Source organism: Listeria kieliensis, assembly GCF_003369925.1.
GTDB lineage: Bacteria > Bacillota > Bacilli > Lactobacillales > Listeriaceae > Listeria > Listeria kieliensis_A.
The window spans coordinates 109,830-132,980 of record NZ_LARY01000001.1 but is presented as its reverse complement, the minus strand read 5'-3'; the positions used below and the strand labels follow the sequence as shown (position 1 = coordinate 132,980).

The following is a 23,151-nucleotide window of genomic DNA, read 5'->3' as shown; positions in this document are numbered from 1 at the left end:
ACTCATTCATGATACACAATAAAAGCAGAGTTTGCAACGAGAGGCAGGGGCGCTTATTAAACCCTTTTTATTTCATAATATACCTTACATCTATCAATTCTATTTTGCAAATACACAATGATTTTTTTCCTAATGTGACCGTTTTTCGAATCTTGTTTGTGCGAAAACATAAAAAGACTCTTAAACGCCTAACGATTAAGAGTCTTTAAAAAAGCTTCACTCTGCTTTATGCCCTTCTAATTGAAGCAAGTATTTCTTGCGCCTAGCGCCACCCCCGTAGCCGCCAAGTTCTCCATTTGTCTGGATCACTCGGTGACATGGGATAACAATCGCGATTTTATTCAAGCCATTGGCATTTCCGACCGCTCGAACGAGATTCTTATTGCCAAGCGTGAGCGCGATCTCTTGATAGGACCTTGTTTCGCCTGAAGGGATTTCAAGTAGTGACTGCCACACTTGTTTTTGAAACGGAGTGCCATCCAAATGAAGCGGTATCGTAAAATCCGTTCGTTCTTGCGCAAAGTATTCCTCTAGCTCTTGTTCGAGTTTGGTATTCGTTTCTGTTTTCCCCACTAAAATTCGGGCGTTGTGCTTTTTTCGAAGCTGCTCGATTTCCCGTTCCAAACCGCGCCGATCCATGAATTCAAGCAGGTACAGCGCTTCTTCATCCGTGAGGCTAAACATTCGCCCAACTGGCGTCGCGATAATATTGGCGTAAAGCGGCTTCACTTCGGTTTTCTTTGGTGGGTTCCCCATGATTTTGGTGAAGGCATCATTGAAGGCACTTGAGGATTCGTATCCAAGCGAAACTTGCTGGTCAATGACTTTTTCGCCCGCTAAGATTTCTTTGAAAGCAATCCCCATTCGTCTTGAGCGCGCGTATTGCACAAAAGTCATGCCGTAAATCTCTTTAAATTTGCGGCGCGCTGTAGCTGAATGGATCCCTAGTTCGTGGAAATCTGCTTCTTTCCAGCGCTTTTCTGGATGGGCCTCAACGGCAGCGACGAGCGTTTCGACTTCTTCTGGGATGCTATTTGGATAAGTTAGTGGCATGCAGCGTTTGCAAGGTCTGAATCCGGCCAGTAAAGCCTCTTCTGCCGTCAAAAAGAATTCGCAGTTCTCAAACTTAGGCTTCCTAGCCGTACAGCTCGCATGGCAAAAAATTCCCGTTGTTTTGATTCCTGCAAAAAAAGTGCCATCGTACTGTTTATTTTTATGAAGTAGCGCCTCGTAAAATTCTCGGGCTTTCGCTTCTGAAATAACCATTTTTCTCACTCCTTTGTGACTTTTTCTCTCTCTTTGTTTCCTATTATAACCCTTTTTCCCAATTTTACTTTCGAAAAATGAACAACTATTTTCACGCACAAAAAAGAAGCCGCACTGAAAACGACTTCTTTCTTTTTTTGCAAGAACACAGCGGATTTTGTCAGGCTTCACGCCTTTTCCTTGTAGTCCCCTGCTTTTTTTAGATTCGCATCGAGTTTTACCTCGTGGCCTTCGCGAACGAATAGCGGTAAGCTTAGGAAACTATGCGTTTCTTCAAACCATTCGCCATCCGATTCGACCACATCTGCCATGCCTTCATCTTTAACAAGGCGTGTCCATTTCCCTTCCGGCAAGTAAAATCTCGCCTTGCCTTCCTTATTGAAAATTGGCGCGACCAGTAAACTATCCCCGAGCATATACTGCAAATCAAGCCCGTATGTGTTAGGATCATTCGCAAATTCAAGAAATAGTGGGCGCATCAAAGGAATTCCTTCTTCTACAGCCTTGCGCGCTTGCGGATATAAATAAGGCATCATTTGCACTTTAAGCTTCGTAAATTTACGAGTTACTTCGACCGCTTCTTCATCAAACAACCATGGCACACGATATTGAATGTTGCCGTGATAACGTGAATGTGAGGATAACAATCCAAATTGCGTCCAGCGTTTGTACAGATCTGCTGGTGTACTTTCTTCAAATCCGCCAATATCATGGCTCCAGAAGTTGAAACCACTTAATAAGAACGATAAACCGCCACGTAACGTGTCTGCCATCGACGTATAACTTGAAACGTTATCGCCGCCCCAATGAATCGGGAATTGTTGCCCGCCGACAGTGGCACTTCTTGCAAATACAACGGCTTCACTGTCGCCTTTTTCTGCTTTAAGCACATCATAAACCGCTTCATTATAAAGATGCGTATAGAAGTTATGCGCGCCTTGTGGATTCGAATCATCATGGAACTTCGCATCATACATGGGCACCCGTTCCCCAAAGTCCGTTTTAAAGCAGTCAACGCCCATTTCAAGCAAACGTTTCAAATGATCTTGATACCAGCGAACCGCAGATGGATTCGTAAAATCAACGTAAGCATTGCCCGCTTGCCAAAGATCCCACTGCCAAGGCGTGCCATCTTCATGCGTGATAAAATAACCCTTTTCGACGCCTTCTTTAAAGAGGGGCGACTTTTGCGCAATATAAGGATTAATCCACACGCAGATTTTAAGCCCCTTGTCATGCAAACGACGAAGCAACCCTTTTGGATCCGGGAAAGCCTCCTTGTCCCACTCGAAATTACTCCACTCAAAACCCTTCATCCAAAAACAGTCAAAGTGAAACACATCAAGCGGCAAATCGCGTTCTTCCATACCGTCGATAAACTTCATCACCGTTTCTTCCGAATAGTCCGTCGTAAAAGAAGTGGAAAGCCAAAGCCCGAACGTCCAAGCAGGAGGAAGAGTGCCGCCACCCGTCAATTTGTTGAACTTGCCGAGTACCTCTTTTGCAGATTCCCCAGCGATGACGAAGTATTCCAGATGCTCACCTTCCGTCGCAAACTGCACGCGCTGCACGTTCTCGGATGCAATCTCGAAACTGACTGGCTGACTGTGGTTGACAAAGACGCCATAATAAAGACCGTTTTGCTTTTTAAGCCCAGGCTTGCATGCTAAGTAAAAGGGGATATTTTTATAGGATTGTTCCGAACCCGTACCGCCATCTTTATTGATAATTTCCACCGATTGGCCATTTTTCACAAACGGCGTAAACCGTTCCCCAGTCCCATAAATTTTCGTATCGACATCAATATTCAACATTTCCCGCATAAAATGCTTCGAACGCTTCAAAATCATCCCCGCTTGACGCGCATCTTGATAGTTCGCCTGTGCTCCCGCAACACTTAGCGGGTAAAGCGATCCGGCTGTGAGGTCATCAATGGATGCTTGCGCTGCCGGCTCTGAAGCCGTTAGCTCGTGGCGAAAGCCTGATGCGTCCGTAAAATGAAAAGCCATCCTAAAGTCGCCGTGTAGCGGCAGTTCCACATCAAGCCGACCGGAGCTCAATTTCGCGTTTCCTGCCCGAACGCCCGCGCCTTGTCCGTTTACTTCGCCTTCCTCGATTTCGACTTTCGGCGCCACGTTTTTCTCAGGGTAAAGTGTGTAGCGAGGATTTTTGTCATCCACATCGAAGTGCGTCAGCCGAATGCCGATCACGTCTTCCATCGGCGAGAACGCGCGAATCGTGGTATTCCCCACGTTAAGCGTATTCCCGCGTTCGATAATTTTCCGGTACGTTGCGTAGGCAAGAAGCGAGTCATTTCCGGCTTCATCTTGCACGGCGGAAGCTTCATAGACCTCGACTGGATTTTCAATTTTATACTGCTCTTTATTTAGCCAATAGCCATCTGTAAATTTCATCTTCATTCTCCTTTAACGTTGATTTTACTCGGATAATTCACGAGCGTGTTTTTCGTCTAATTCGGATGCCATTTGGTCTTCAAATTTATCCAAATTATTGAAGTAAAGGGCAATCGCGGATAGAATGTAGCCAATCAGTGGGATCCAAATGAAGCCAAGCGAAATCGCGTTTAAGGCTGTATCTGGCTGGCTCGTCACGTTAGCGCCCGTCGATTCGATGTAGTGCCCCATCGCGAGTACCGCTGAGAGAAGCATAGAACCAAGTCCCATCCCCAGTTTCGCGGAAAAAGAAGAGAAAGAAGTGACAAATCCTTCAGCACGAATGCCGTTTTTCCATTCTCCGAAATCCACTGCGTCCGAGAGCATTACGGCAATTAGTGCTCCAATCAAGCCTTGGCTCAAGTAGAAGAAAACGACCGCGGTCAAAATAATGGGAACATTGCCGCCCATTTTTTCGGATAAAAATAGCAAGAGCTGGGATACGATCGTTCCAATCATTCCGATCATCATCGTGTTTCGTTTCCCGATTTTGCCGACGAAAAACGGAACCAGCGCGGTTGTAGCCAGTTGAAGCGTAGTTCCAAGAAGCGTCAGCGAACCAAGTGCTTCTTGACCTAGATTATATTTGAAGTAGTAAGGAAGCGCGCTTGAACGAATCGCAAAAGCTCCCCAAAAAACAAAGTTGATAAAAATAATGATAAACCATGGATAATTCCCTTTGATTGCCTTGACGCTTTCACGCATGGGGACAGAACGTTTGGAATCTCGTGTGACAACGCGTTCTTTCGTCCCGAAAAAGGCTGTGAACATCGCGATAATCGTAATAATCCCAAGAATAACTGCCCAAATGGTCCAACCAGCAGCTGATTTCGATCCACTCGCGCCATCGCCCATCAATCCGCCAAAGAAAACGACAGCGGGAAGGGTTAATGGCAAGAATAGCGCCGACCCGAAGTTTCCAAAAAATTGACGGATCGTAGAAAGTGTTACCCGTTCTTTTGGATTAGATGTGAGTGCAGGTAAAATCGAAGTTACGGGGATATTAATGGCTGAATAAAGGACTTTCGCGCCAATATAAGCGATATAAATCCACACGATTTTTGCTGTTTCGCTTCCCATAATGAAGCTTGGTGCCGAAAAAGCCATGACGCAAAAAATTGCAAACGGAATCGTGAACCAAAGCCAATACGGCCGTGATTTCCCCCATTTTGTGTGCGTCCGGTCGATCAATTGCCCCCAAAAAATGCCGTCCACCGAGTCAATAATAGCCGTTAGCGCAAAAAGTCCCGCAGTCGCTGCCGCCGCAACGCCTAACGTATCCGTACAAAATACCAGGAAATACGTCCCGAGGATTTGAAACACCGTATTACAGCCAAAATCACTCATCGCATAAGCAATTCGCTCTTTCCAAGGCACTTGATTCGCCCTGACCGTTTTCGCCGGCGTGCTGATCGCTCCGCCAGCCACGTTTTTTTGATCTAGATTTTGTTCCACTTTGCTCCCTCATTTCTGTTTTTATCGTTAAGTTTCATTGCTAGAACCCGCAAGTGAGCGCTGCAACATTTTATTTGCCTTTCTAAAGGTAACGCTTTCAAAAAATTGGATTGAGTTTAAATAAAACCTTAAAACCCACTTCTTGTTGACAGCGTTTTCAATTCCGCCGCTATTTTACTTCATCGTATTTTCGTCCGAACTGGTTGTAATCATTCACATCCTTTCCATTCAAAGTTGACTTAGGTTTATTTGTACGATAAACTAACTTACAAGAACTAATATAAAAGATTCTAAAATAATTGTCAACCGCTTTCAAAAAATATATGCTATGATTATAGACGAAAGCGAAAGGAGTCACCCTATGATTTCCAGTAAATACACCATTCGTGAACAAAACGAAGCAAAAATATTAAATTTTATTATTCAAAACAAAGAAATTTCGAGAGCGAAACTATCCGAGTTATCCAAACTCAACAAGGCTTCCGTTTCGTCGATCACGAAAAAACTCATGGATATCGAGCTTATTTTCGAAACCCGCATTGGGGATTCTTCCAATGTTGGCGGAAGAAAGCCGATCATGTTATCCTTCAACAAAAAATCTTCCTTACTACTCGCGCTCGACATCGGCTACAATTACATCGAAGCTGCCTTAGCATATATTGATGGCACGATCGTCAAAAGCCTTAGCCAAAAAGATAAGTTGATTTCTTCAGAAAATGCGCTTTTTGTTATAGAAGAAACGGTGCGTAATTTAACGGCAGATCTCCCAGAAACTCCACATGGCATTGTCGGAATGACGCTTGCGATTCACGGGCAAGTATCGAATGAAGAAATCATTTTCACGCCTTACTATGATCTCGACCAATTAGACTTATTTACCGAGCTTAGCGCGCGATATGCCTTTCCGATTTATCTTGAGAACGAAGCCAATTTATCCGCACTTGGCGAATACACGTTTTCATCGGAATACGAAAAATTGATTGCGATCAGCATGCACAGCGGAATTGGAGCTGGAATCGTTGAATCTGGCAGGCTTCATCTTGGGAAAGACGGGAAAGCTGGTGAAATTGGGCATACAATTTTCCAGCCACACGGCAAAGCTTGTCCTTGCGGGAATAATGGTTGTTTGGAACGCTACGGAGCGAATGAAGTGATCTACGACGAACTCCGCGAATTAAAAGGACTTGAAAAAGTCAATTCGGATGTGCTCGTCCGTTACTATGAAGAAAACGATCCAGAAACGTTCACCTTACTTCGAAAGTATTCGGATATTTTGAGCATTGGCATCAATAATATCATCATGATGTACGCACCAGAAATTGTCGTAATCAATAGCTCGATTACACGAAAAATCCCGATCACAATTGATTTCATCAAAGATCGCGTCAAAAATCGCCTCGCTTCCGATGTCATCATCAAAAATACTTCCCTTGGCGAGAATTCCACGCTTTACGGCGCACTCGCCTTCACCGCACAGAAATATCTGAATATCGAGCGATTGAAGCTTGGAGAATAACGTTTAGAAAAGCCAAAAAGGCCTTTGCCTTTTCGGCTTTTTATTTATCCGTATTTTCATTTTTGTCTACTTTCTACCCTCAATATCAAAAATTCTACCCTAAAATTCATCCTTCGTAAATTCAATCACAAACTTAAAACAAAAAACCCCCCCAAACAACACAAAAAACGTTCCTATTCTGCCATTTAAACTAGCTATAATAAGGATGTCATTATCGATTATTCATTTTTATAGGAGGAAAAAATCATGAACGACATGAAAGAAGAACTTTTCAAACGTTTAGACGACAAAAAGGATCGCATTGTGAGCATCCGGCGTCATTTGCATGAACACCCAGAATTATCCTTCCACGAAGCCAACACCAAACAATACATCGTCGATTTCTACCGTGACAAGGATTGCGACGTTCAAACCTTTACTGGTGGAAACGGTGTGGTTGTCACGATCGATAGCGGGAAGCCTGGGAAAACCCTCGCTATTCGCGCCGACTTTGACGCGCTTCCAATTAAAGAAGAAACGGGCCTTCCTTTTGCTTCGCAAAACGAAGGCGTGATGCACGCTTGCGGCCACGATGGTCACACAGCTTACATGCTCATCCTCGCAGAAACTTTAATTGAATTAAAAAATCAATTTACAGGTAAAATCAAAGTGTTGCACCAACCTGCCGAAGAAGTTCCTCCAGGCGGCGCGCTTCAAATGATCAAAGATGGCGTCTTAGATGGCGTCGACAACGTTCTTGGCATCCACGTGATGAGCCCAATGGAAACAGGCGGCGTTTTCTACCGCGAAGGTGCTATCCAAACTGGTCGCTCTTACTTCAACGTGACCATCCAAGGAAAAGGCGGACACGGCTCATCGCCTCACATGGCAAATGATGCCATCGTTGCAGCAAGCTATTTTGTAACCGCGATTCAAACGGTCATTAGTCGCCGCTTGGATCCATTCAGCGTTGGCACTATCACAATCGGATCTTTCGATGGCAAAGGCCAATTTAATGTCATTAAAGATCATGTCACACTTGAAGGTGATGTGCGTGCGATGACCGAAGAAACACGTAAACTAATCCAAACTGAAATTACACGTATTTTAGATGGTATCAAAGCCATGTTTGGCGTTACTTACGAACTCGACTATCAAAATGACTATCCCGTTTTGATGAATGACGAAAAATTGACCGATTTCGTTTCTCAAACACTAAAAGACGCAAACATCGAAGAAGTAACCGAAGTGACTCGCTGTGAGCCACAACCACCTTCCGAAGATTTTGCTTACTATGCTGAAAAAGTGCCAAGTTGTTTCTTCTACGTGGGCGCAAAACCAGCAAACGGCGTATTTTATCCACATCACCATCCAAAATTTGACATTAACGAAGACTGCTTGCTAATTGCTGCTAAATCAATGGGCGCAGTGGTTTCTGAATACTTGAAAGGAAGTGCAAACTAATGCAACAAGAACAAACCACTTATAAAGGAACGAACCGACTGATTATCGGGATCGTATTTGGAGTCCTGACCTTCTGGCTCTTCGCCCAGTCCATGGTAAATATCGTTCCCGCAATTCAAAGCGATATTGGGATTTCTTCTGATTTACTCAACATCGCAATTAGTCTTACGGCCCTCTTCTCCGGGATTTTCATCGTTGTTGCTGGAGGACTAGCAGATAAATTTGGTCGCATGAAACTCACTTACATCGGTCTTATTTTAAGTATTCTTGGTTCGCTTTTAATCGTTTTAGCACACGGCCCATTTCTTCTCATCATTGGTCGTGTTATTCAAGGACTTTCTGCTGCTTGTATTATGCCAGCAACCCTTTCTCTTATGAAAACGTACTTTGACGGAAAAGACCGCCAACGTGCCTTAAGCTACTGGTCAATCGGCTCTTGGGGTGGATCTGGATTCTGTTCTTTCGTCGGTGGTGCGATCGCAACTTACATGGGTTGGCGCTGGATTTTCATCATTTCGATTATCATCGCGCTTCTTGGTATGCTTCTTATTAAAGGCACGCCAGAAAGCAAAGTAGCTCAAACAGGAAGTAAAGGTCGCTTCGATACATGGGGTCTTGTTACTTTCGTTATCGCAATGGTTTGCTTAAACCTTGTCATCACACGTGGCTCAACATTTGGCTGGACAAGTCCAACAACGATCATCATGATTCTTGTTTTCCTTATCAGCGCCTTTTTCTTCTTCCGCATTGAATTACGCCAAACAAGCGGCTTTATCGAATTCAGCCTCTTCAAAAACATGGCTTACAGCGGCGCAACACTTTCCAACTTCTTGCTGAATGCGGCAGCTGGAACACTCGTAGTAGCAAACACTTACGTCCAAGTAGGGCGCGGCTTTACCGCCTTCCAATCAGGCCTGCTCACGCTCGGCTATGTAGTCTGCGTGCTTGCAATGATTCGTGTCGGTGAAAAATTACTACAAAAAATTGGGGCAAGAAAACCGATGATTTTCGGCTCCCTCATCACGGCGATTGGGATTGCGCTCATGGCCATGACCTTCTTGCCTAATTTGATTTACTTGATCTTTGTCTTCGTAGGATATGCTTTCTTCGGCCTAGGACTTGGCATCTATGCAACTCCTTCAACCGATACAGCCGTATCCAATTCACCAGAAGATAAAGTCGGCGTGGCATCAGGAATTTACAAAATGGCGAGCTCACTAGGCGGATCTTTCGGTGTTGCCATTTCAGCCACCGTTTATGGCGTGATCGCAGCAAGTGGAAACATCGAAGTAGCAGCTATGGTCGGTTTACTTACCAATGTTGCTTTCTGTGTGCTTTCCCTAGTTGCCGTCATCTTCATGACACCACATACAAAAAAAGCTGTTCAAACTGTACAAACGAACGAATAGGAGTTGTTTCGAATGCGTGATAAATTAATGAAAATGTTAGACGAGCGTCAAGATGAAATGGTCAAAATCAGACGCCATCTCCACAATCATCCCGAGCTGTCCTTCCAAGAAAACAAAACAGCTCAGTTCGTGCTTGATTTCTATCAAGGAAAGCCCGTTAAAATCGATCAAGAAGTCGGAAACGGCCACGGCATCATCGTAACCATCGAAGGTGCTAAACCCGGCAAAACAATTGGTCTTCGTGCTGATTTTGATGCACTTCCAATCGAAGAAGAAACAGGCCTTCCCTTTGCTTCATCCGAAAAAGGCGTGATGCACGCTTGCGGTCATGATGGGCATACGGCGTATTTGCTTGTACTTGCGGATTGCCTGATTGAACTGAAAGATGAACTAAAAGGTACGATTAAAATTATTCATCAACATGCCGAGGAGCTTCCTCCAGGCGGGGCAAAAAGCATGGTAGAATCCGGTTTACTAGATGATGTGGCACACATTTACGGCATTCACTTTTTCCCATTCAAGAAAGCAGGCGAAGTGGCTTACCATCCCGGCTACGCAATGGCCGGCCGAAGCTACTTCAAGTTGCGTATCCAAGGGAAAGGTGGTCACGGCTCGTCGCCACATATGGCAAATGATTCAATCGTTGCTGGTGCCCATTTTGTGAACGCCGTCCAAACGATCGTTTCTCGCTCACTAAATCCTTTTGATATGGGGGTTGTGACGATCGGTTCGTTTGACGGTGCGGGGCAATTTAACGTCATTAAAGATCACGTGACGCTTGAAGGCGATATGCGCTACATGACAAACGAAGTGGCAGACAAACTTGACGGACGCATTCGTGAAATCGTAAAAGGCATCGAAGCAGAATTTGGTGTGACTTGCGAGCTGGAACTTACTCGTGACTATCCACCACTTTACAACGACGAAAAAATCACCATGCAAATTGCTGAAACGCTTGAGCAAAAAGGAGTTGGTGATTATCTAACATCGGTTAGCGAGTTTCCACAACTTTCCGGATCCGAAGATTTTGCTTACTATCTCGAAAAAATCCCGGGCTCGTTCTTCTATGTTGGTGCGGCTCCTAAAGGCGTCGAAAATCCTTACTTCAATCACCATCCGAAGTTCGATATTGATGAAGATGCCCTCCTCGTTGCAGCAAAATCTGTTGCGGATGTGGCGCTTGCTGATTTGTTTGCGTAAACAATATAAAAGAAAGCAACTTCATTGTTGCTTTCCGAGCAATCTTAATCTAGATTAATTGTATTCTCTCGAGAACCATGCGCTTGCATGGTTCTCTTTTGTTTTGATAGGGAGCTTCATACTCATTATTTTCTAGCGAGTAGGCTAAACAAGGTTCCGTCTAATCCGCCTCCCAGTTCCTGCATGTAACGTGTTTAAAAAATGAATGCTTCTCAACATGCCACAAGGAGCAAGCCACGCTTTCCATCAAGTGTGCGATCGTTACAAAATTGGCAGGTATTTTTAACTTTTCATTCGCATATTAGTCAACTGAGATATTTGAACTTATTGCTTTTAATTCTTCTTTTAATTTCAGCTTTATGCAATCTGGACTTAGAATTTTTAAATTTTTACCAAATGACAAGAGATATCTAATTAGCCAATCTTCATCAGACAGATTAGTTTTCACAATAAGTGTTTCACTATTTTCCAGCGTAATATCATCATGTTCAAATTCATCATAGACTCGGTAAAAAACTTCTTTTGAAAAATTCCTATATTACTTCAACTATTGACAGTATTGCAACTAGACTTTACAATATAGTTAGCCGGCTAATTAAAAAGGAGGGTTTCATTGACTAACTTAAATCTACGAGATATTCCTACAAGACAACTATTGAAAAAATACCAAAAAAGCTTTCCAGAATTAGATATTGATAGTGTTTTACTTTACTTAGATTTACAGAAAGTTTTTCGAAAAACTGAACAAATATTTAACAGCGTTTTTGATGAGTCTAATTTGACGGAAGCAAAATTTATCGTTCTTATGCTTCTTTACCGAGAACCCCAGCATAAATTATTCTCTTCAGAACTAGCCGAAAAATCTGGTGTTAAACGAGCAACTATTACTGGAGTGATTGCTGGCCTAGAGAAAAATAATTGGGTTTTTAAAGTTCCTGATGATAGCGACAAAAGATCTACTTGGATTTGTTTGACAGAGGAAGGTAAAAAACATCTAGAAGGCTTTTTACCGACAAACTACCAAACTGCGCATCAAATCATGAGCGCCCTAAATAAAACCGATAAAGATCACTTGACTAAAATCTTGAAAAAAATCAGTATAGCTTCATCTTCTTTAAGAAAGGACGTATAAAATGAACAAAATTGAACTTTTAGAAACATTTCTTAGCATTTCCATTGATCACAATGAAGTGTTGCAAAACCCTAGTCGCTACACATTAATTGACATCCGAAACGCTCCAAAAGAAATAAAAAAAGATAAAATTAAAGATTCACTTGAAATACCCATGAAAACTCTCGCAGATAAGCTTCAAACTCTAGATAAAAGTAAGACATATGTCGTCTACGATTGGAATGCCGGGACGACTTTGGGTAAGAAAGCAGTTCTTTTACTATTGCAAAATGATTTCGATGCTTTTGAATTATCCTGTGCTATTGAAGGCTGGAAAGGCATGAACCTTCCATTAGAAACAGTAAACAATTAACAATATTGCTCCTGAGTGAATAAATTTCAAAAAATGAGTGCCTTCTTTTTAGGATAGGCACTCATTAATATTGGTTTCACCATTTCTTTAGATCAGGATGCTTTCTTTCGAAGTCGCCACCAGTGACAAAAGGCTCCCATCAAGAGGAACAAAACTCCGCCTAAGCAAATCCACAAAGTGTCACTCGTGCTGTCTCCTGTATGTGGAAGCGTAGAGGAGGAGGGAAGTTCCCGGGTAGAACTCGAATCTCGCCCGATTGTGTGGACCGCTTTTCTAGGAAATAACTCCGATTGGATATCTGAAAGCGACCCCAGCGGGGGCGCCACAGAATTCTCTGGAGAGCTAGTTTCTCCAAGAACATCCTCTTCTGTCAAACGGATCTCAACAGATTGGTGTACAGGGGTCCCTTTCCAGACCGATGGGTCCAAAGAAAGTATCCCCTTATACGTTCCTGAACGGAGCACTCGCACCGAGAGACCTGGTACATCAAGGCTTACAGGAACAGGATGTCGTACCGTTTCGCCTTCGTAGACATAATACCCCTTGGCCTGTAGCTCTTGTCGCAAATAACTTGTGACCGTTTCCGTTGGATATTTGCGAAGATAATCCTCCACCTCTTGAAGAGAACGTGTTAATTGATTGGGGCTTTCTAAACTTCCTATTTTTGTTTTCTCTTCAAAGATTACTTGAAGCTGATGGTTCGCTTGGATATCGGAAAAAGTATACGACGTTAAGGGCGAACCTACCACGGGTTGGCCATCGACGCGAACTTCTTTCACTTGATACCCCGCTTGCGGTTGAAACGTATACGTCGCGGTTTCACCAAAAGGATAAGCTTGGACTCCGCTTGGAGAAACCGTTCCTCCTTCCCCAGCCGTAGCTGTGATGACTGGTAGAGCCCGAAAAGTCGCGTCAATCGTATGGGAAGACGCTATATCTGAGAAAGTATACGTATTGCCTTCCCCTAAAGAAACGGGTTGCCCATCGACTTGTACTTGATCGAGAATATAGCCCGGATCTGGCGTCACAGTATAAACCGGCGCTTCTCCTTCCAGATACGTTTGATTCCCCGAAGGGGAAATCTGTCCCCCTTTTCCGGCTTCCGCTGACACTTGATATGTCTTTTTCAACTGCGCTCGCACATACATCGCCGTGTTTTTACTCCAATTGTCTATTTGGACACTCTTCGTTTCATATTTGTAATCCAGAAAAGTAGGAGGCTCTGTTTTCAAATAGGTCGCTATCCCTGTTTTCGGGTCATAGGTCCAGTCCTTTACATACTCTTTCATGGACACGCGAGCTCTTTCTTCCGGTGTCATCCACTGACGAAAGTCCACCTCCCACTGGTGTGTCGCAGGATTTCGTCGAACGCCACCTTCAATGGTTTCACTAGGAATACCACTAAAGGTGGGAAACCTTACTCTAAGATTTAATCCTAAATCGGTTAATTTCTTCTGGTTTCCTACTTCAAGAGTAGCTAAATGATTATTTAGGGCCCATAACGTTGTTAATTGATCGAGGTGAGAAATATCCAATTGATGGATCTCGGTATCACTCAATATCAACCTTTCTAACTTTCGATTGTAAGTCAAATCTATCTCTCGGATCGGTGAATATTTCACATCTAAACTCTTTAGCTCCGTCAGACCTGTGAGATCCAGTTCCGTTAAGCGAGAACTCTGAATCCAAAGTGTTTCCAATTTAGCATTTTGAGACAAGTCTAGCGTTGGATAATGACCACTATAACGTGCATATAGCTCTTTTAAAGCTGGGTAGCCTGATATTTCTAAAGTAGAAAGATCTAAGCTGTTTAGATTTAAATACCTCAAATGAGGGGCTTTTTTGGGTAATTTCACAGAAGCTAGCTCAGATCCCCCCAATCGGATATATTCGGCCTGACTGCTTTTCGATAAATCCAAGGTGCCTCCCTCCATCTTGGCACCATAAAAGCCAATCGAAACTAGATTCAATTTAGACGTATCCAAATTTCGAATAAGGGGAAATCCGCCTTCTCCGTCGCTTCGTCCTGCGAAGATTTTTTTCATATTAGGAAAGTACTCTAACCCCTTAAAATCCACAACATAGTAAGCGTCCCCCGGCATGATTGGATCAATTTGTACATAGGTTGGCCTTTCTCGTTCTGCCTTCGATAAATAACCATCCCGATCGCGATCCCATTTATGTGCGATGTAATACCGGAAGGTCTCACCAAAGTGCGCTTCATCAATCGGAATTAAATCTTCTTTGTTTGTTTGAGCCGAACTTTTTCGATCCTCCGCTTGATGAGTTGAACCTGTAGCTTGTGCCACCGCCCCTGAAGGGACAGTTCCTAACATTAGAATACTGATTAAGAAAGTGAAAAAAAGTGATCGACTTTTCTTTTGTTTATCTCTCATGTTTTCTTTCCCCTTTCTCTATCAAACTTACTTAGAAATAAGTTTGATACGGATAATCATTTTCATTTTGAAACTTCAAAATTGGAAAAGTTGGACCGCTAATCACTAAAGTGCCGATTGGCACTTTCCACCACCGTTTCTCTTGCTCTTCTTCTCGAGATTGCCACCCTCGTAGTAAAACAGCTTGTTGATCCAGCTGTCCATGCTCACGCACTTTCCACACATTTCGTAAAAGAAGCAATGTATCAATTGGAATCGATTGATCCAACAAATAATCTCCTAGAGACCCATCCTGTAAGATTTCTTTTTGTAGCATGCCGCCACGAAAAGTAAATACTTTTTGAAGTTGGGCTAAACCAGCAAGCGTAATGCGATTTTCCTTAAATTGCGCATACGTAGCACTTCCCAACGGAAAGACATCATAATCTGAAGGATTAGTATCCAGATCAAAGGTATTTCCGCACACCAGTAATCGCTGAGTCGTTTCGGCATCTGTATTTCGTCGGTATGCCAAAACTGCTGGTCGATCAACTGTACCATGATATTCATTCATAACTTGATTCGCAAGTAGTGCTAGTTCGGCCACCTCCCCGTTCACCCCTACAAATTTCACTTTCACATTTTGAGCTTGATTCCCAACCACATCTAACACCATATCCCGAGTTAGTTCAGCAGGAAAATTCCGGTTTGCCCCTACAACGATGGCCTCATCTTCCAGTCCGTTAAACGTATTTTCTGTCAACCATCCCCGAAGAAGGCGTAACGCATAAATGGCATTATCTCGGACTGCCTCAAATTGGTTCTGATGGACTTGAAAATCCCGCATTTTACCTGCCGAAATAACCACACCTTGGCAAACCGATTGGAACTGGTTGCGCCGGATATAAATGTGTTCAGAGAACGATTGTTGGTAGTATCCTTCTTGCACTGTTACACACCGATTTAATTCAACCTCTGCTGTTCCTCCCTTATTATTGAAAAATCGATTATTTTCGATCCATACCTGTTGACATTCTTGTAACAGGATATTACTATCATCGGGATAATGACCTGTGCTAAAACTATATCCACCAAATTGGCAATACCGAATCCGTATTCGCTTCGCTTGGTCAAAGAACAAGCCTCCCCGCCCATTTTCTGCCAAATCAAATTGAATTCCCTCAATTAACAGATTTTCAACTCCCTGTAAAAAAGAAAGCATATAGTGAGGTTTTTGCTCGCCCCTATCTAGATATTCCATCTGCACCCTTGACAGCGGCCGATTCTGCGCATCTTTCACACCAACTAAGCTCACTGCTATATCTCGAGGTAATGCGGAGGCTCCTCTAGCCCCTACCGTATATACGACTTCAGTTGCAGCTTTTAAATAAACCGTTGTTTTTCCAGCTTCTTGTGCCTCGCGGATCACCTCTGCTAAGTCGACTTCTGAGATCGTAGGAACTTGATTCCGTGCCTGAATTTGTAAAGGAACCGTCACAGGCCCCGCAATGATTTCTTGACTAGATGAATATCCCGTTAATGTCACTCGATCCGTCAGCCCCGTAATCCAACCTGGTCGAATATAAAAGGAGAACGTCCCATCATGGAAGCTTCCTCCCCAGGAAACTTTCTGCGGATCTTGATTCACTTGGAGTTTGGCAAGCTGAATATTTCCTTTGAAAGTTCCTTGAATCTCACTTCGTCCCATTCCATACGCACTTGGGAACAAATCACCTCTGCGAATCATGACTTGTGTCTCTGGATAAAGTAAATCTCCACTCTTATTATATGGAACCAAAGTAATTGGGCCTGTCTTTAGATCTAGTTTTCCCATGTAAAAACGGAACATTCCATCCTTAAACTCGCCACCTTGTCGAACTGGTTTTTCCTGTCCTCCTATGTATAGAGAAGCGCCTTCAATTGAACCTGTATACTTGCCAGTCAATTCAGCATCGTTTTGATAATAGGGATCCAGTGTGAGCGTAGCATCTTCGATCATCACAGGCATACGACCAGCTAGTGGGTTTCCTTTTTCATCGTAAGGTGTGAGAAAAAGATGATCTTCAGGAGTAAAGCGTGAAACCCCTACCCAGTAAGAAAAACGTTTCGGGGTCTCCTCTTCTAATAAAGATCCGCCCCAACTGATCACTTCTTCGTTTCCATCTTTTGTTTCCTGAGACAGCTTGAAAAGTTTCACGCTTCTCCCCTGATAAGTCCCCTCAATTGTCGCTCGCTTACAAGCGTAGTGAGCTTTAAAAAGCTGAGCCCACAATACGCTCACGGATTGAGTCGCGATCGAATCACCTTTCGTATCCAAAAAGCTTAGAGAGACTTCATCTTCTGGACGAAGGACGTCTTTACCTACGAAGTATTGGAATAACCCGTTGTTGAACGTCCCGCCTGTTGAATGCTGTTTCCCGTTCACCTGTAATACCGCTCTAAACGGCTCCGTTCCTGTGTAACTTCCCGTAATTTGAGTCGTTTCTTGCGCCCAAAAAGGATCCACTTGAACTGCTCCCTCAGAAATGATAGGAACAGCTGTCACTGCTAAAATGCTTTTTTCACCAGGCAAACCTCCTCCTCGGCTAACCAACATGACATGATCCGTAGGACTGATCATTCCCTTAGCAATGTAATAGGTAAAGGTGCCATCACTTTGAAAACTTCCACCATAGGATTTTGCCTCCCCATTAACAAATAAACAGGCTCCTGTACTGGACCTGTATAACTTCCAGTAAGCTGATTTCTATTTTCTTGGTAAGGATCCACCCTTAAGCTTCCCGAAGAAGATGGGCAAGGAGCATCCGTTTCCAGCTGTTGGAAGTTAATCCAAGAAAGTCCACTCTCCGCATTCACATTCTCATTTAACAAAAACAAATAGCTTGTTGTACCTGTCGCTTGAAAAGTTAAAGTAATCGTTTCTTGATAGGTGACAGAGAGTTTCCCTTGATGAAGATTTTCTTTCAAGAGTTGTTTTCCCTTCTCATCCGCTGTTATACGAACAATCGCTTTAGGTGCAGGAATAGTCTTTGCATCATTCAAGACTCGTTCCCGTTCTATTCGGTAACGAACCGTGTAAATTTTCCCAGCAACCGTTTTCAATTTGTAACGAAGTCCATGCGTTTTCCCAACTTTCCGGGTCGCTAGTTTCAGTGTCCCCATCATATTGTGATGAAAAGCATACTGAGGAGCTTCATCTGGATAAGTGGCTGGAAATGGGAATAGCGTGTAATCAGCTTGTGTCAAAGCCTCATTTTTCTCAAAAGAATAAAAGTCACCCGCTTCACTTTTCCAAACTAAATCACCACCAATATACATAGGTTGATAGGGGTTCATTCCCAAAGAAAGAGGAATCAAAGTTGTTTTTTCGGTCATTTTTAGACCTCCTTTAAATTGTTTGAAAATAACACAAAGGAACTCACGTTCTATTTCAAACTTTACCAAAAAGAATACAATCAGTCAACCCTCCTTTCTATCGCTTAGTTTTTTAGAATAAGGAAAGGGCGATCTCTATATAAAAAGCTTAGATTTTAGAACTATGTCTACTATTTCCCTGTTGTACGATTGATAGAAAGAGTTCGGCCATCTCTTTAGAATGATTTTGCAAGTGTGAAGTTTAGAAAACCTGTCCGCCACATGATTTAGATTAGAACCGGTTCGTATCACCTCTCCTTTTTTTCAGCAATTTATTTTATCAATAGCGAACTTCTAATCACTGCAAATCTGTATTTTGATAACCAAAAAAAGCCTAGAATTATTTTCTAGACTTTTTCATCCAAGAACTTAAGTACTTACTTCACGTCCCCAGTTACTCGGTAAATATGAATGGTTAGATAAACCTGTTCATCACGCGTAAGTTCCGCTTGATGCGTGCTTTTCAAATACTGATCCACCTTCAGCATACAGTGAAACGCCTCTGGGTACTTGATTTGAACTTGCTCATATAAAAAATCGTCCCCCGACTCTTTGATTTCGTTCGTCAGCATGCGCTGCGCAAAATACTGCAAATGCGTCACAAAACGCGTATAATTCAAAGACGTTTCATCAAGAATCATACCATAGTGATACGTCACGATATTTAAAATATCTTGTACGATCTTTGTCATCTGTACCGTTGTCCGCATTTGCTGACCGTCTTGCCTTGCGTTTACAATGTGCAGCGCGATAAAACCTGCTTCATCTTCACCAAGAAGCACGCCTAACTCCTCTTGTACAATTCCAAGCGCCTTTAAGCCGACTCGATATTCCGCATGATAAAAGCGCTTGATTTCAAAAAGCAAAGCATTTTTCATGTCCATTCCTTGCTTGTGACGAGAAACCGCAAAATTGATATGATCTGTGAGCGTAATGTAAATATTGTCGCTAAGCTCCGCGCCCAAAGCTTCTTTCGCATACTGAATAATATCATCGGCCGCGCGGAATGTCTCCGGTGAAATTTCGCTCAGTAGTTCCGTAAGCCGTTCTGACATTTCATCTGACTGCATCACAAATGTTTTTTCGATTTTTGTCTCGTCAACTTCGTCCCCGACTTTCTTTTGAAAAGCTATCCCCCGGCCCATCACAACAATCTCTTTTGCATGTTCATTTTCTGCCCACACCACATTATTATTCAGTACCTTTTTAATTTTCATACGGTCTACCCGTCCTTTCAAAAGAAAAAAACCTCAATCAATTTAATCACTGCACACCAAAAACAGTTCTTAAATTAACCCAGGTTTTGCCTGCCGAACAGTAACAATCCTTTTTCATTATCTTTCTTTATTATAGTATACGTAGAAACCGTTTGCAAGCTTGTTCTCATCACTTTTATCCCTTTTTTCAGAAGTGTTTTTTTCTTTTCGGGTTTCGTTCTTTTTCCTTCGGGTATATCAAGACTAGTTCGTTATTTTAAGGAGGATTTTAACGATGAAAGATGACTTAAAACCCAACTTGAAGGATCTGCCGAAGGAAAAGAAGCAGCAGCCGGACATTAAAGATATTGCTAAGCAAAATGAGCGGGACGATCCACATGCCGAGCAAAATCAAATGAAACAAAAACAACAACAAGAAGCAAAACCACATTTTCACAGAAGAATATTAGACTAAATAAACTGCCCCAGATCCTTTCATAAAAGATTGATCCGGGGCTTTAAAATTGGAGGAGAATAGTATGGCAAGACGTTTTGATAGTATCTTTGTTAATCTACCCGTAAATAATCTCGACGAGTCCATTGCTTTTTTTACAGAACTTGGTTTTGAATTTAATCCCGAATACACTGATGAAAATGCCACTTGTATGGTGCTTGGTGATAATTTATTCATCATGCTGCTTACAACCGAATTTATGAAACAATTTACGAAAAAACCAATTGGCTCATTTGATACTGAAACATCTGTTATCACTGCTTTAGGCGCAAGTTCTAAACAAGAAGTTGATGAGCTTTATGAAAAAGCAATTGCAGCTGGAGCGGAGCGAGGCATGGAAATGAACGAAGGCGATATGATAAGCAAGAGTTTTTACGATCCTAATGGCCACTTATTCGAAATCATGTATATGCCAAAAATTTGACTCTTACACCATGTCAGCCTTTATACTAACGTTATAAGGAGCTGATAAGAATGGCGCGACCTGCAACTAAAACCGAACTACTGGATGCGAGCAAGAAACAGTTTGAGCACCTTTTTAAAGAGATCGAAACGCTCGGCGCAGATGCGAAACAGGGAAACTTTCCATTTGAAGACCGCGACCGCAACATTCGTGATGTCTTCATCCATTTACACGAATGGCACAATATGATGGAAACTTGGTACAAGGTAGGTATGAGCGGGGAAAAGCCAGCCATCCCCAAAGAAGGCTACACTTTTAAAATGCTCCCTGCTCTTAATCTTGAAATTTGGAAAGCTTATCAAGATACGGATTTAGAACATGCCGAGCGGTTGCTCAAGGAAAGCCATCTTCGGATGACGGAATTGATTCGTGCTCATACGGATGAGGAATTGTTTACGAAGCGTTACTATCCTTGGACAAACACCACATCCCTCGGATCGTATTTCATTTCTAGCACTTCCAGCCACTATGACTGGGCGATTAAGAAAATTAAAAAGTATAAACGGGAACTTGCACGACTGTCTTGACGGTCGCGCAAGTTCTTTTTTGGATGGGTATTAATTCACGATTGGAGCTTTCTTCGTTATACTTAGAGAACAGTCATTATTCATTTTTCACAAACACTTCAAAATGTAAATGGCAAATGGATTCTCCCTCTAAGACTCTCTCCATGATTCCTTCCCATTTTTTCTATCGTTCACATGATTTTGTCCATTTCGATTGAATTTTTTTGGACAAATTGGCAATTTGTTTATATTGCTTATTAATTAGCGCGGTCATAAGATATAGATGTAGAATAAAGCAGCCAAATCTACACCAGCAGTTCTTGTAAATGGCAGAATGACCGGCGTTTTTGGAAAGGAAGAAACCTGATGTATTTGTCCGCAAGAGCACGCATTATTCTCGAGAATATACTTTCTAAAAAACAGGATTTGAGTGTTTCGGAGCTTGCCCACTGGCTAAATGTCAGCGAGCGAACGGTTCGCCGTGATTTGGAAGAGGTTCGTCAAACTTTGGCTCAATTTGAACTTGTGCTCGACAAAAAAGGAAGTCGTTTATCTGTAACAGGTGCCGATGAAAATCGTGAAACAATTCTTCAAACATTGCTTCAAAACGGCAAGCATGAATTTACACCTTTTGAGCGCAAGCAACAGCTGATCCAAATTTTGCTTAAAAAAACGGAACCCGTTAAGCTTGTTTCGCTTGCCTACGAACTTAGCGTTACGGTGGCCACTGTAAGTAGTGATCTTTCACGTATTGAAGAAGATTGGCATGGCAAATTGCGAATTAAACGGCGCCGTGGAATTGGCGTGGTTCTTGAGGCCTCGATTACAATAAAACGAGAACTCATTCGCGAATTAATTTTCCAGTCGATTCCTAAAATTAAATTGCAGCACTATTTCAGCAATCCTGATCTATCTGCGGCGTCACCAGAGGAATTTAATTTTTTAAGCGCTTTCATTGATTTCGACTCGCTGAAGCAAACGGATTACGTCTTGACACGTTGGATGAAAAAGCTACCTTACGAAATTCAAGAAGATTCTTATCTGCATTTACTGCTTTATCTACTGATTGCTGTTAAGCAAATTGAACTTGGTCAGTTTGCCGCTGAAAAAGAAGATCAACCTATTTTTATCCAAGACTATCCAGAATATGATATTGCCGAGCGAATTTTGCAAGATGCTCTTCCGGAATTTTCCATTCCTGAAACGGAAAAAACGGAATTGACCATGCAAATTCTCGAATCGGAAATTCATACGGGAGAAGCGGTTTTCTATCGTAACGAAAAGGTTCAAGCTATTCGGATTGCTAAAAAATTGATTTCACGTGTAACGCGTGAACTGGGGCTCCCACTTGCTGAAATGCCGCTTTTGTTAGGGCTTTCTGAGCACATTCAATACTCGCTTGTGCGGCTGAAAAAGAATCTGCCGCCAAACAACCCGCTCCTCAGTTTGATCCGCTCCGAATTTGGCGAGTTGTTTGATTCGGTGCACAAAATTGCGTCAGAACTCTACCCGTTTCCTGCTTTGCCAGAAGAAGAAAGTGGTTTTATCGTTCTGCACTTTGAAGCGGCGATTTTACAAGCTGAAAATTTGCGTCCTTATAGCGCGCTCGTTGTGACTTCAAGAAGTAACGGCGTCACCACTTGGATTCGCGCTAAGTTTAAAAAACGGCTGCCGAAACTCCAAAAAATGAAATTTGTCACGCCACTCGAGCTTACGAAAGAAACGGATTTCGAAAAATATGACATCATTCTTTCTACAACGGAATTAAGCGATTTTGCTATGGACTATGAATGGATTAGCATTTTCATTTCTGATGAGGAAATTGCAAAAATCGAAGCGAAACTGGAGCAAAAAGTAAGTGCTGAAAAAAACACGCAAACGGTTCAAAATCACTTGTTTGATACAAGTCTCACAGGCACCATCGCGGAACTTAAACGTGTACATAACTATTCTCTGCTCGTCCTTTCGTTTCTTGAGTCCATTATCATTGAGCAGGAAAGCGCTATGACACGGAATGCAGAAGACAACCTTCGAAAATTAAGTGGGCGTATCGCTGAGCTAAATGAACGCATCGACGGAGCAAGGCTTTTCGGGAAACTAAATTCGCTTGAGTCGAAGCGAAAAATGATTTCTGCAGGTATGAATACGGGGATTTTTGTTGTGAATGAAAATGTTGACCGGGCAGCTCTTTTCACTTTCAAGCTGGCTCATTCCATTGATTTTCAGATGGATGGCGAAGTCAAATCTGGGGTTTCGCTTGTGATGATTTTTGTTCTACCTTATGAGCTTAATGCGGCGGAGCTTGAAATCGTTACGTATTTGCTGAATATGCTCACAGAAGACGACAGCCTCGTGCCCCTAGCTGAATCTGGCGGTAAGAAAAGTCTGGAAGCGTTCTTTGCTGTTAGTCTGCGCGAATTTCTGGAACAAAAAAAGACACAAAACTTCTTTTCATAA

17 protein-coding genes and 1 pseudogene are annotated in these 23,151 nt (G+C 42.7%); 10 read left to right on the top strand and 8 right to left on the bottom strand.

The genetic code is table 11. The features are described 5' to 3' along the window. Positions 1-216: 216 nt before the first annotated feature. The 3 genes from UR08_RS00725 to UR08_RS00715 form a co-directional block, all read right to left on the bottom strand. Entirely contained in the window at positions 217-1,266 is a 1,050-nt protein-coding gene (locus tag UR08_RS00725; RefSeq protein WP_115752670.1) for a bifunctional transcriptional activator/DNA repair enzyme AdaA, read from the bottom strand. A 167-nt stretch (positions 1,267-1,433) separates the two neighbouring features. Beyond that, positions 1,434-3,680 (bottom strand): alpha-xylosidase, encoded by a 2,247-nt coding sequence (gene yicI, locus UR08_RS00720; RefSeq protein WP_115751762.1) that lies wholly within the window; start codon positions 3,678-3,680, stop codon positions 1,434-1,436. A 24-nt stretch (positions 3,681-3,704) separates the two neighbouring features. Beyond that, the gene (locus UR08_RS00715) at positions 3,705-5,174 is read right to left on the bottom strand and encodes a glycoside-pentoside-hexuronide (GPH):cation symporter (RefSeq protein WP_205757211.1); all 1,470 of its coding nucleotides are present in this window, start codon (positions 5,172-5,174) and stop codon (positions 3,705-3,707) included. A gap of 361 nt (positions 5,175-5,535) precedes the next feature. On the opposite strand from UR08_RS00715, the gene UR08_RS00710 reads away from it, so the two are divergent. From UR08_RS00710 to UR08_RS00695, 4 genes are all read left to right on the top strand, one after another. Beyond that, on the top strand, positions 5,536-6,690 hold the full coding sequence (locus UR08_RS00710; RefSeq protein ID WP_115751761.1) for an ROK family protein: 1,155 nt from the start codon (positions 5,536-5,538) through the stop codon (positions 6,688-6,690). Positions 6,691-6,945: 255 nt separating this feature from the next. Continuing rightward, the gene (locus UR08_RS00705; protein WP_115752668.1) at positions 6,946-8,133 is read left to right on the top strand and encodes a M20 family metallopeptidase; all 1,188 of its coding nucleotides are present in this window, start codon (positions 6,946-6,948) and stop codon (positions 8,131-8,133) included. Further along, complete coding sequence (locus UR08_RS00700; protein WP_115751760.1) at positions 8,133-9,542, top strand: MFS transporter; 1,410 nt, start codon at positions 8,133-8,135, stop codon at positions 9,540-9,542. The genes UR08_RS00705 and UR08_RS00700 overlap by 1 nt, the downstream gene beginning before the upstream one ends. Before the next feature lie 12 nt (positions 9,543-9,554). Continuing rightward, a complete protein-coding gene (locus UR08_RS00695; protein ID WP_115751759.1) occupies positions 9,555-10,742 on the top strand; it encodes an amidohydrolase in 1,188 nt (395 codons plus the stop codon). Positions 10,743-11,043: 301 nt separating this feature from the next. Here UR08_RS00695 and UR08_RS13195 read toward each other — a convergent pair. Beyond that, positions 11,044-11,259 (bottom strand): annotated as a pseudogene (locus UR08_RS13195) (WYL domain-containing protein); the annotation flags it as partial. A 96-nt stretch (positions 11,260-11,355) separates the two neighbouring features. On the opposite strand from UR08_RS13195, the gene UR08_RS00685 reads away from it, so the two are divergent. Both UR08_RS00685 and UR08_RS00680 read left to right on the top strand, forming a co-directional pair. Beyond that, a complete protein-coding gene (locus UR08_RS00685) occupies positions 11,356-11,874 on the top strand; it encodes a MarR family winged helix-turn-helix transcriptional regulator (RefSeq protein WP_115751757.1) in 519 nt (172 codons plus the stop codon). A gap of 1 nt (position 11,875) precedes the next feature. Beyond that, positions 11,876-12,226 carry a rhodanese-like domain-containing protein gene (locus UR08_RS00680; RefSeq protein WP_115751756.1) on the top strand — a complete coding sequence of 117 codons (351 nt, stop codon included), beginning with the start codon at positions 11,876-11,878 and terminating at the stop codon, positions 12,224-12,226. A 92-nt stretch (positions 12,227-12,318) separates the two neighbouring features. Here UR08_RS00680 and UR08_RS00675 read toward each other — a convergent pair whose 3' ends face one another. The 4 genes from UR08_RS00675 to licT form a co-directional block, all read right to left on the bottom strand. Beyond that, positions 12,319-14,622, bottom strand: a complete 2,304-nt coding sequence (locus UR08_RS00675; protein ID WP_115751755.1) for an InlB B-repeat-containing protein — start codon at positions 14,620-14,622, stop codon at positions 12,319-12,321. 31 nt (positions 14,623-14,653) lie between these two features. Beyond that, positions 14,654-17,173, bottom strand: coding sequence for a right-handed parallel beta-helix repeat-containing protein (locus UR08_RS00670; protein WP_165849925.1), 2,520 nt, complete (start codon positions 17,171-17,173; stop codon positions 14,654-14,656). A 44-nt stretch (positions 17,174-17,217) separates the two neighbouring features. After that, positions 17,218-17,976, bottom strand: a complete 759-nt coding sequence (locus UR08_RS00665; protein WP_115751753.1) for a hypothetical protein — start codon at positions 17,974-17,976, stop codon at positions 17,218-17,220. A gap of 416 nt (positions 17,977-18,392) precedes the next feature. Further along, complete coding sequence (gene licT / locus UR08_RS00660) at positions 18,393-19,232, bottom strand: BglG family transcription antiterminator LicT (RefSeq protein ID WP_115751752.1); 840 nt, start codon at positions 19,230-19,232, stop codon at positions 18,393-18,395. Between the two features lie 274 nt (positions 19,233-19,506). Here licT and UR08_RS00655 point away from each other — a divergent pair, with 274 nt between their 5' ends. The 4 genes from UR08_RS00655 to UR08_RS00640 all read left to right on the top strand — a co-directional run bounded on the left by UR08_RS00655 (position 19,507) and on the right by UR08_RS00640 (position 23,151). Continuing rightward, positions 19,507-19,686, top strand: coding sequence for a hypothetical protein (locus UR08_RS00655; RefSeq protein WP_115751751.1), 180 nt, complete (start codon positions 19,507-19,509; stop codon positions 19,684-19,686). Between the two features lie 64 nt (positions 19,687-19,750). Further along, positions 19,751-20,149, top strand: a complete 399-nt coding sequence (locus tag UR08_RS00650; protein ID WP_115751750.1) for a VOC family protein — start codon at positions 19,751-19,753, stop codon at positions 20,147-20,149. 50 nt (positions 20,150-20,199) lie between these two features. Next, on the top strand, positions 20,200-20,715 hold the full coding sequence (locus UR08_RS00645) for a ClbS/DfsB family four-helix bundle protein (RefSeq protein WP_115751749.1): 516 nt from the start codon (positions 20,200-20,202) through the stop codon (positions 20,713-20,715). Between the two features lie 345 nt (positions 20,716-21,060). Further along, complete coding sequence (locus UR08_RS00640) at positions 21,061-23,151, top strand: BglG family transcription antiterminator (protein ID WP_115751748.1); 2,091 nt, start codon at positions 21,061-21,063, stop codon at positions 23,149-23,151.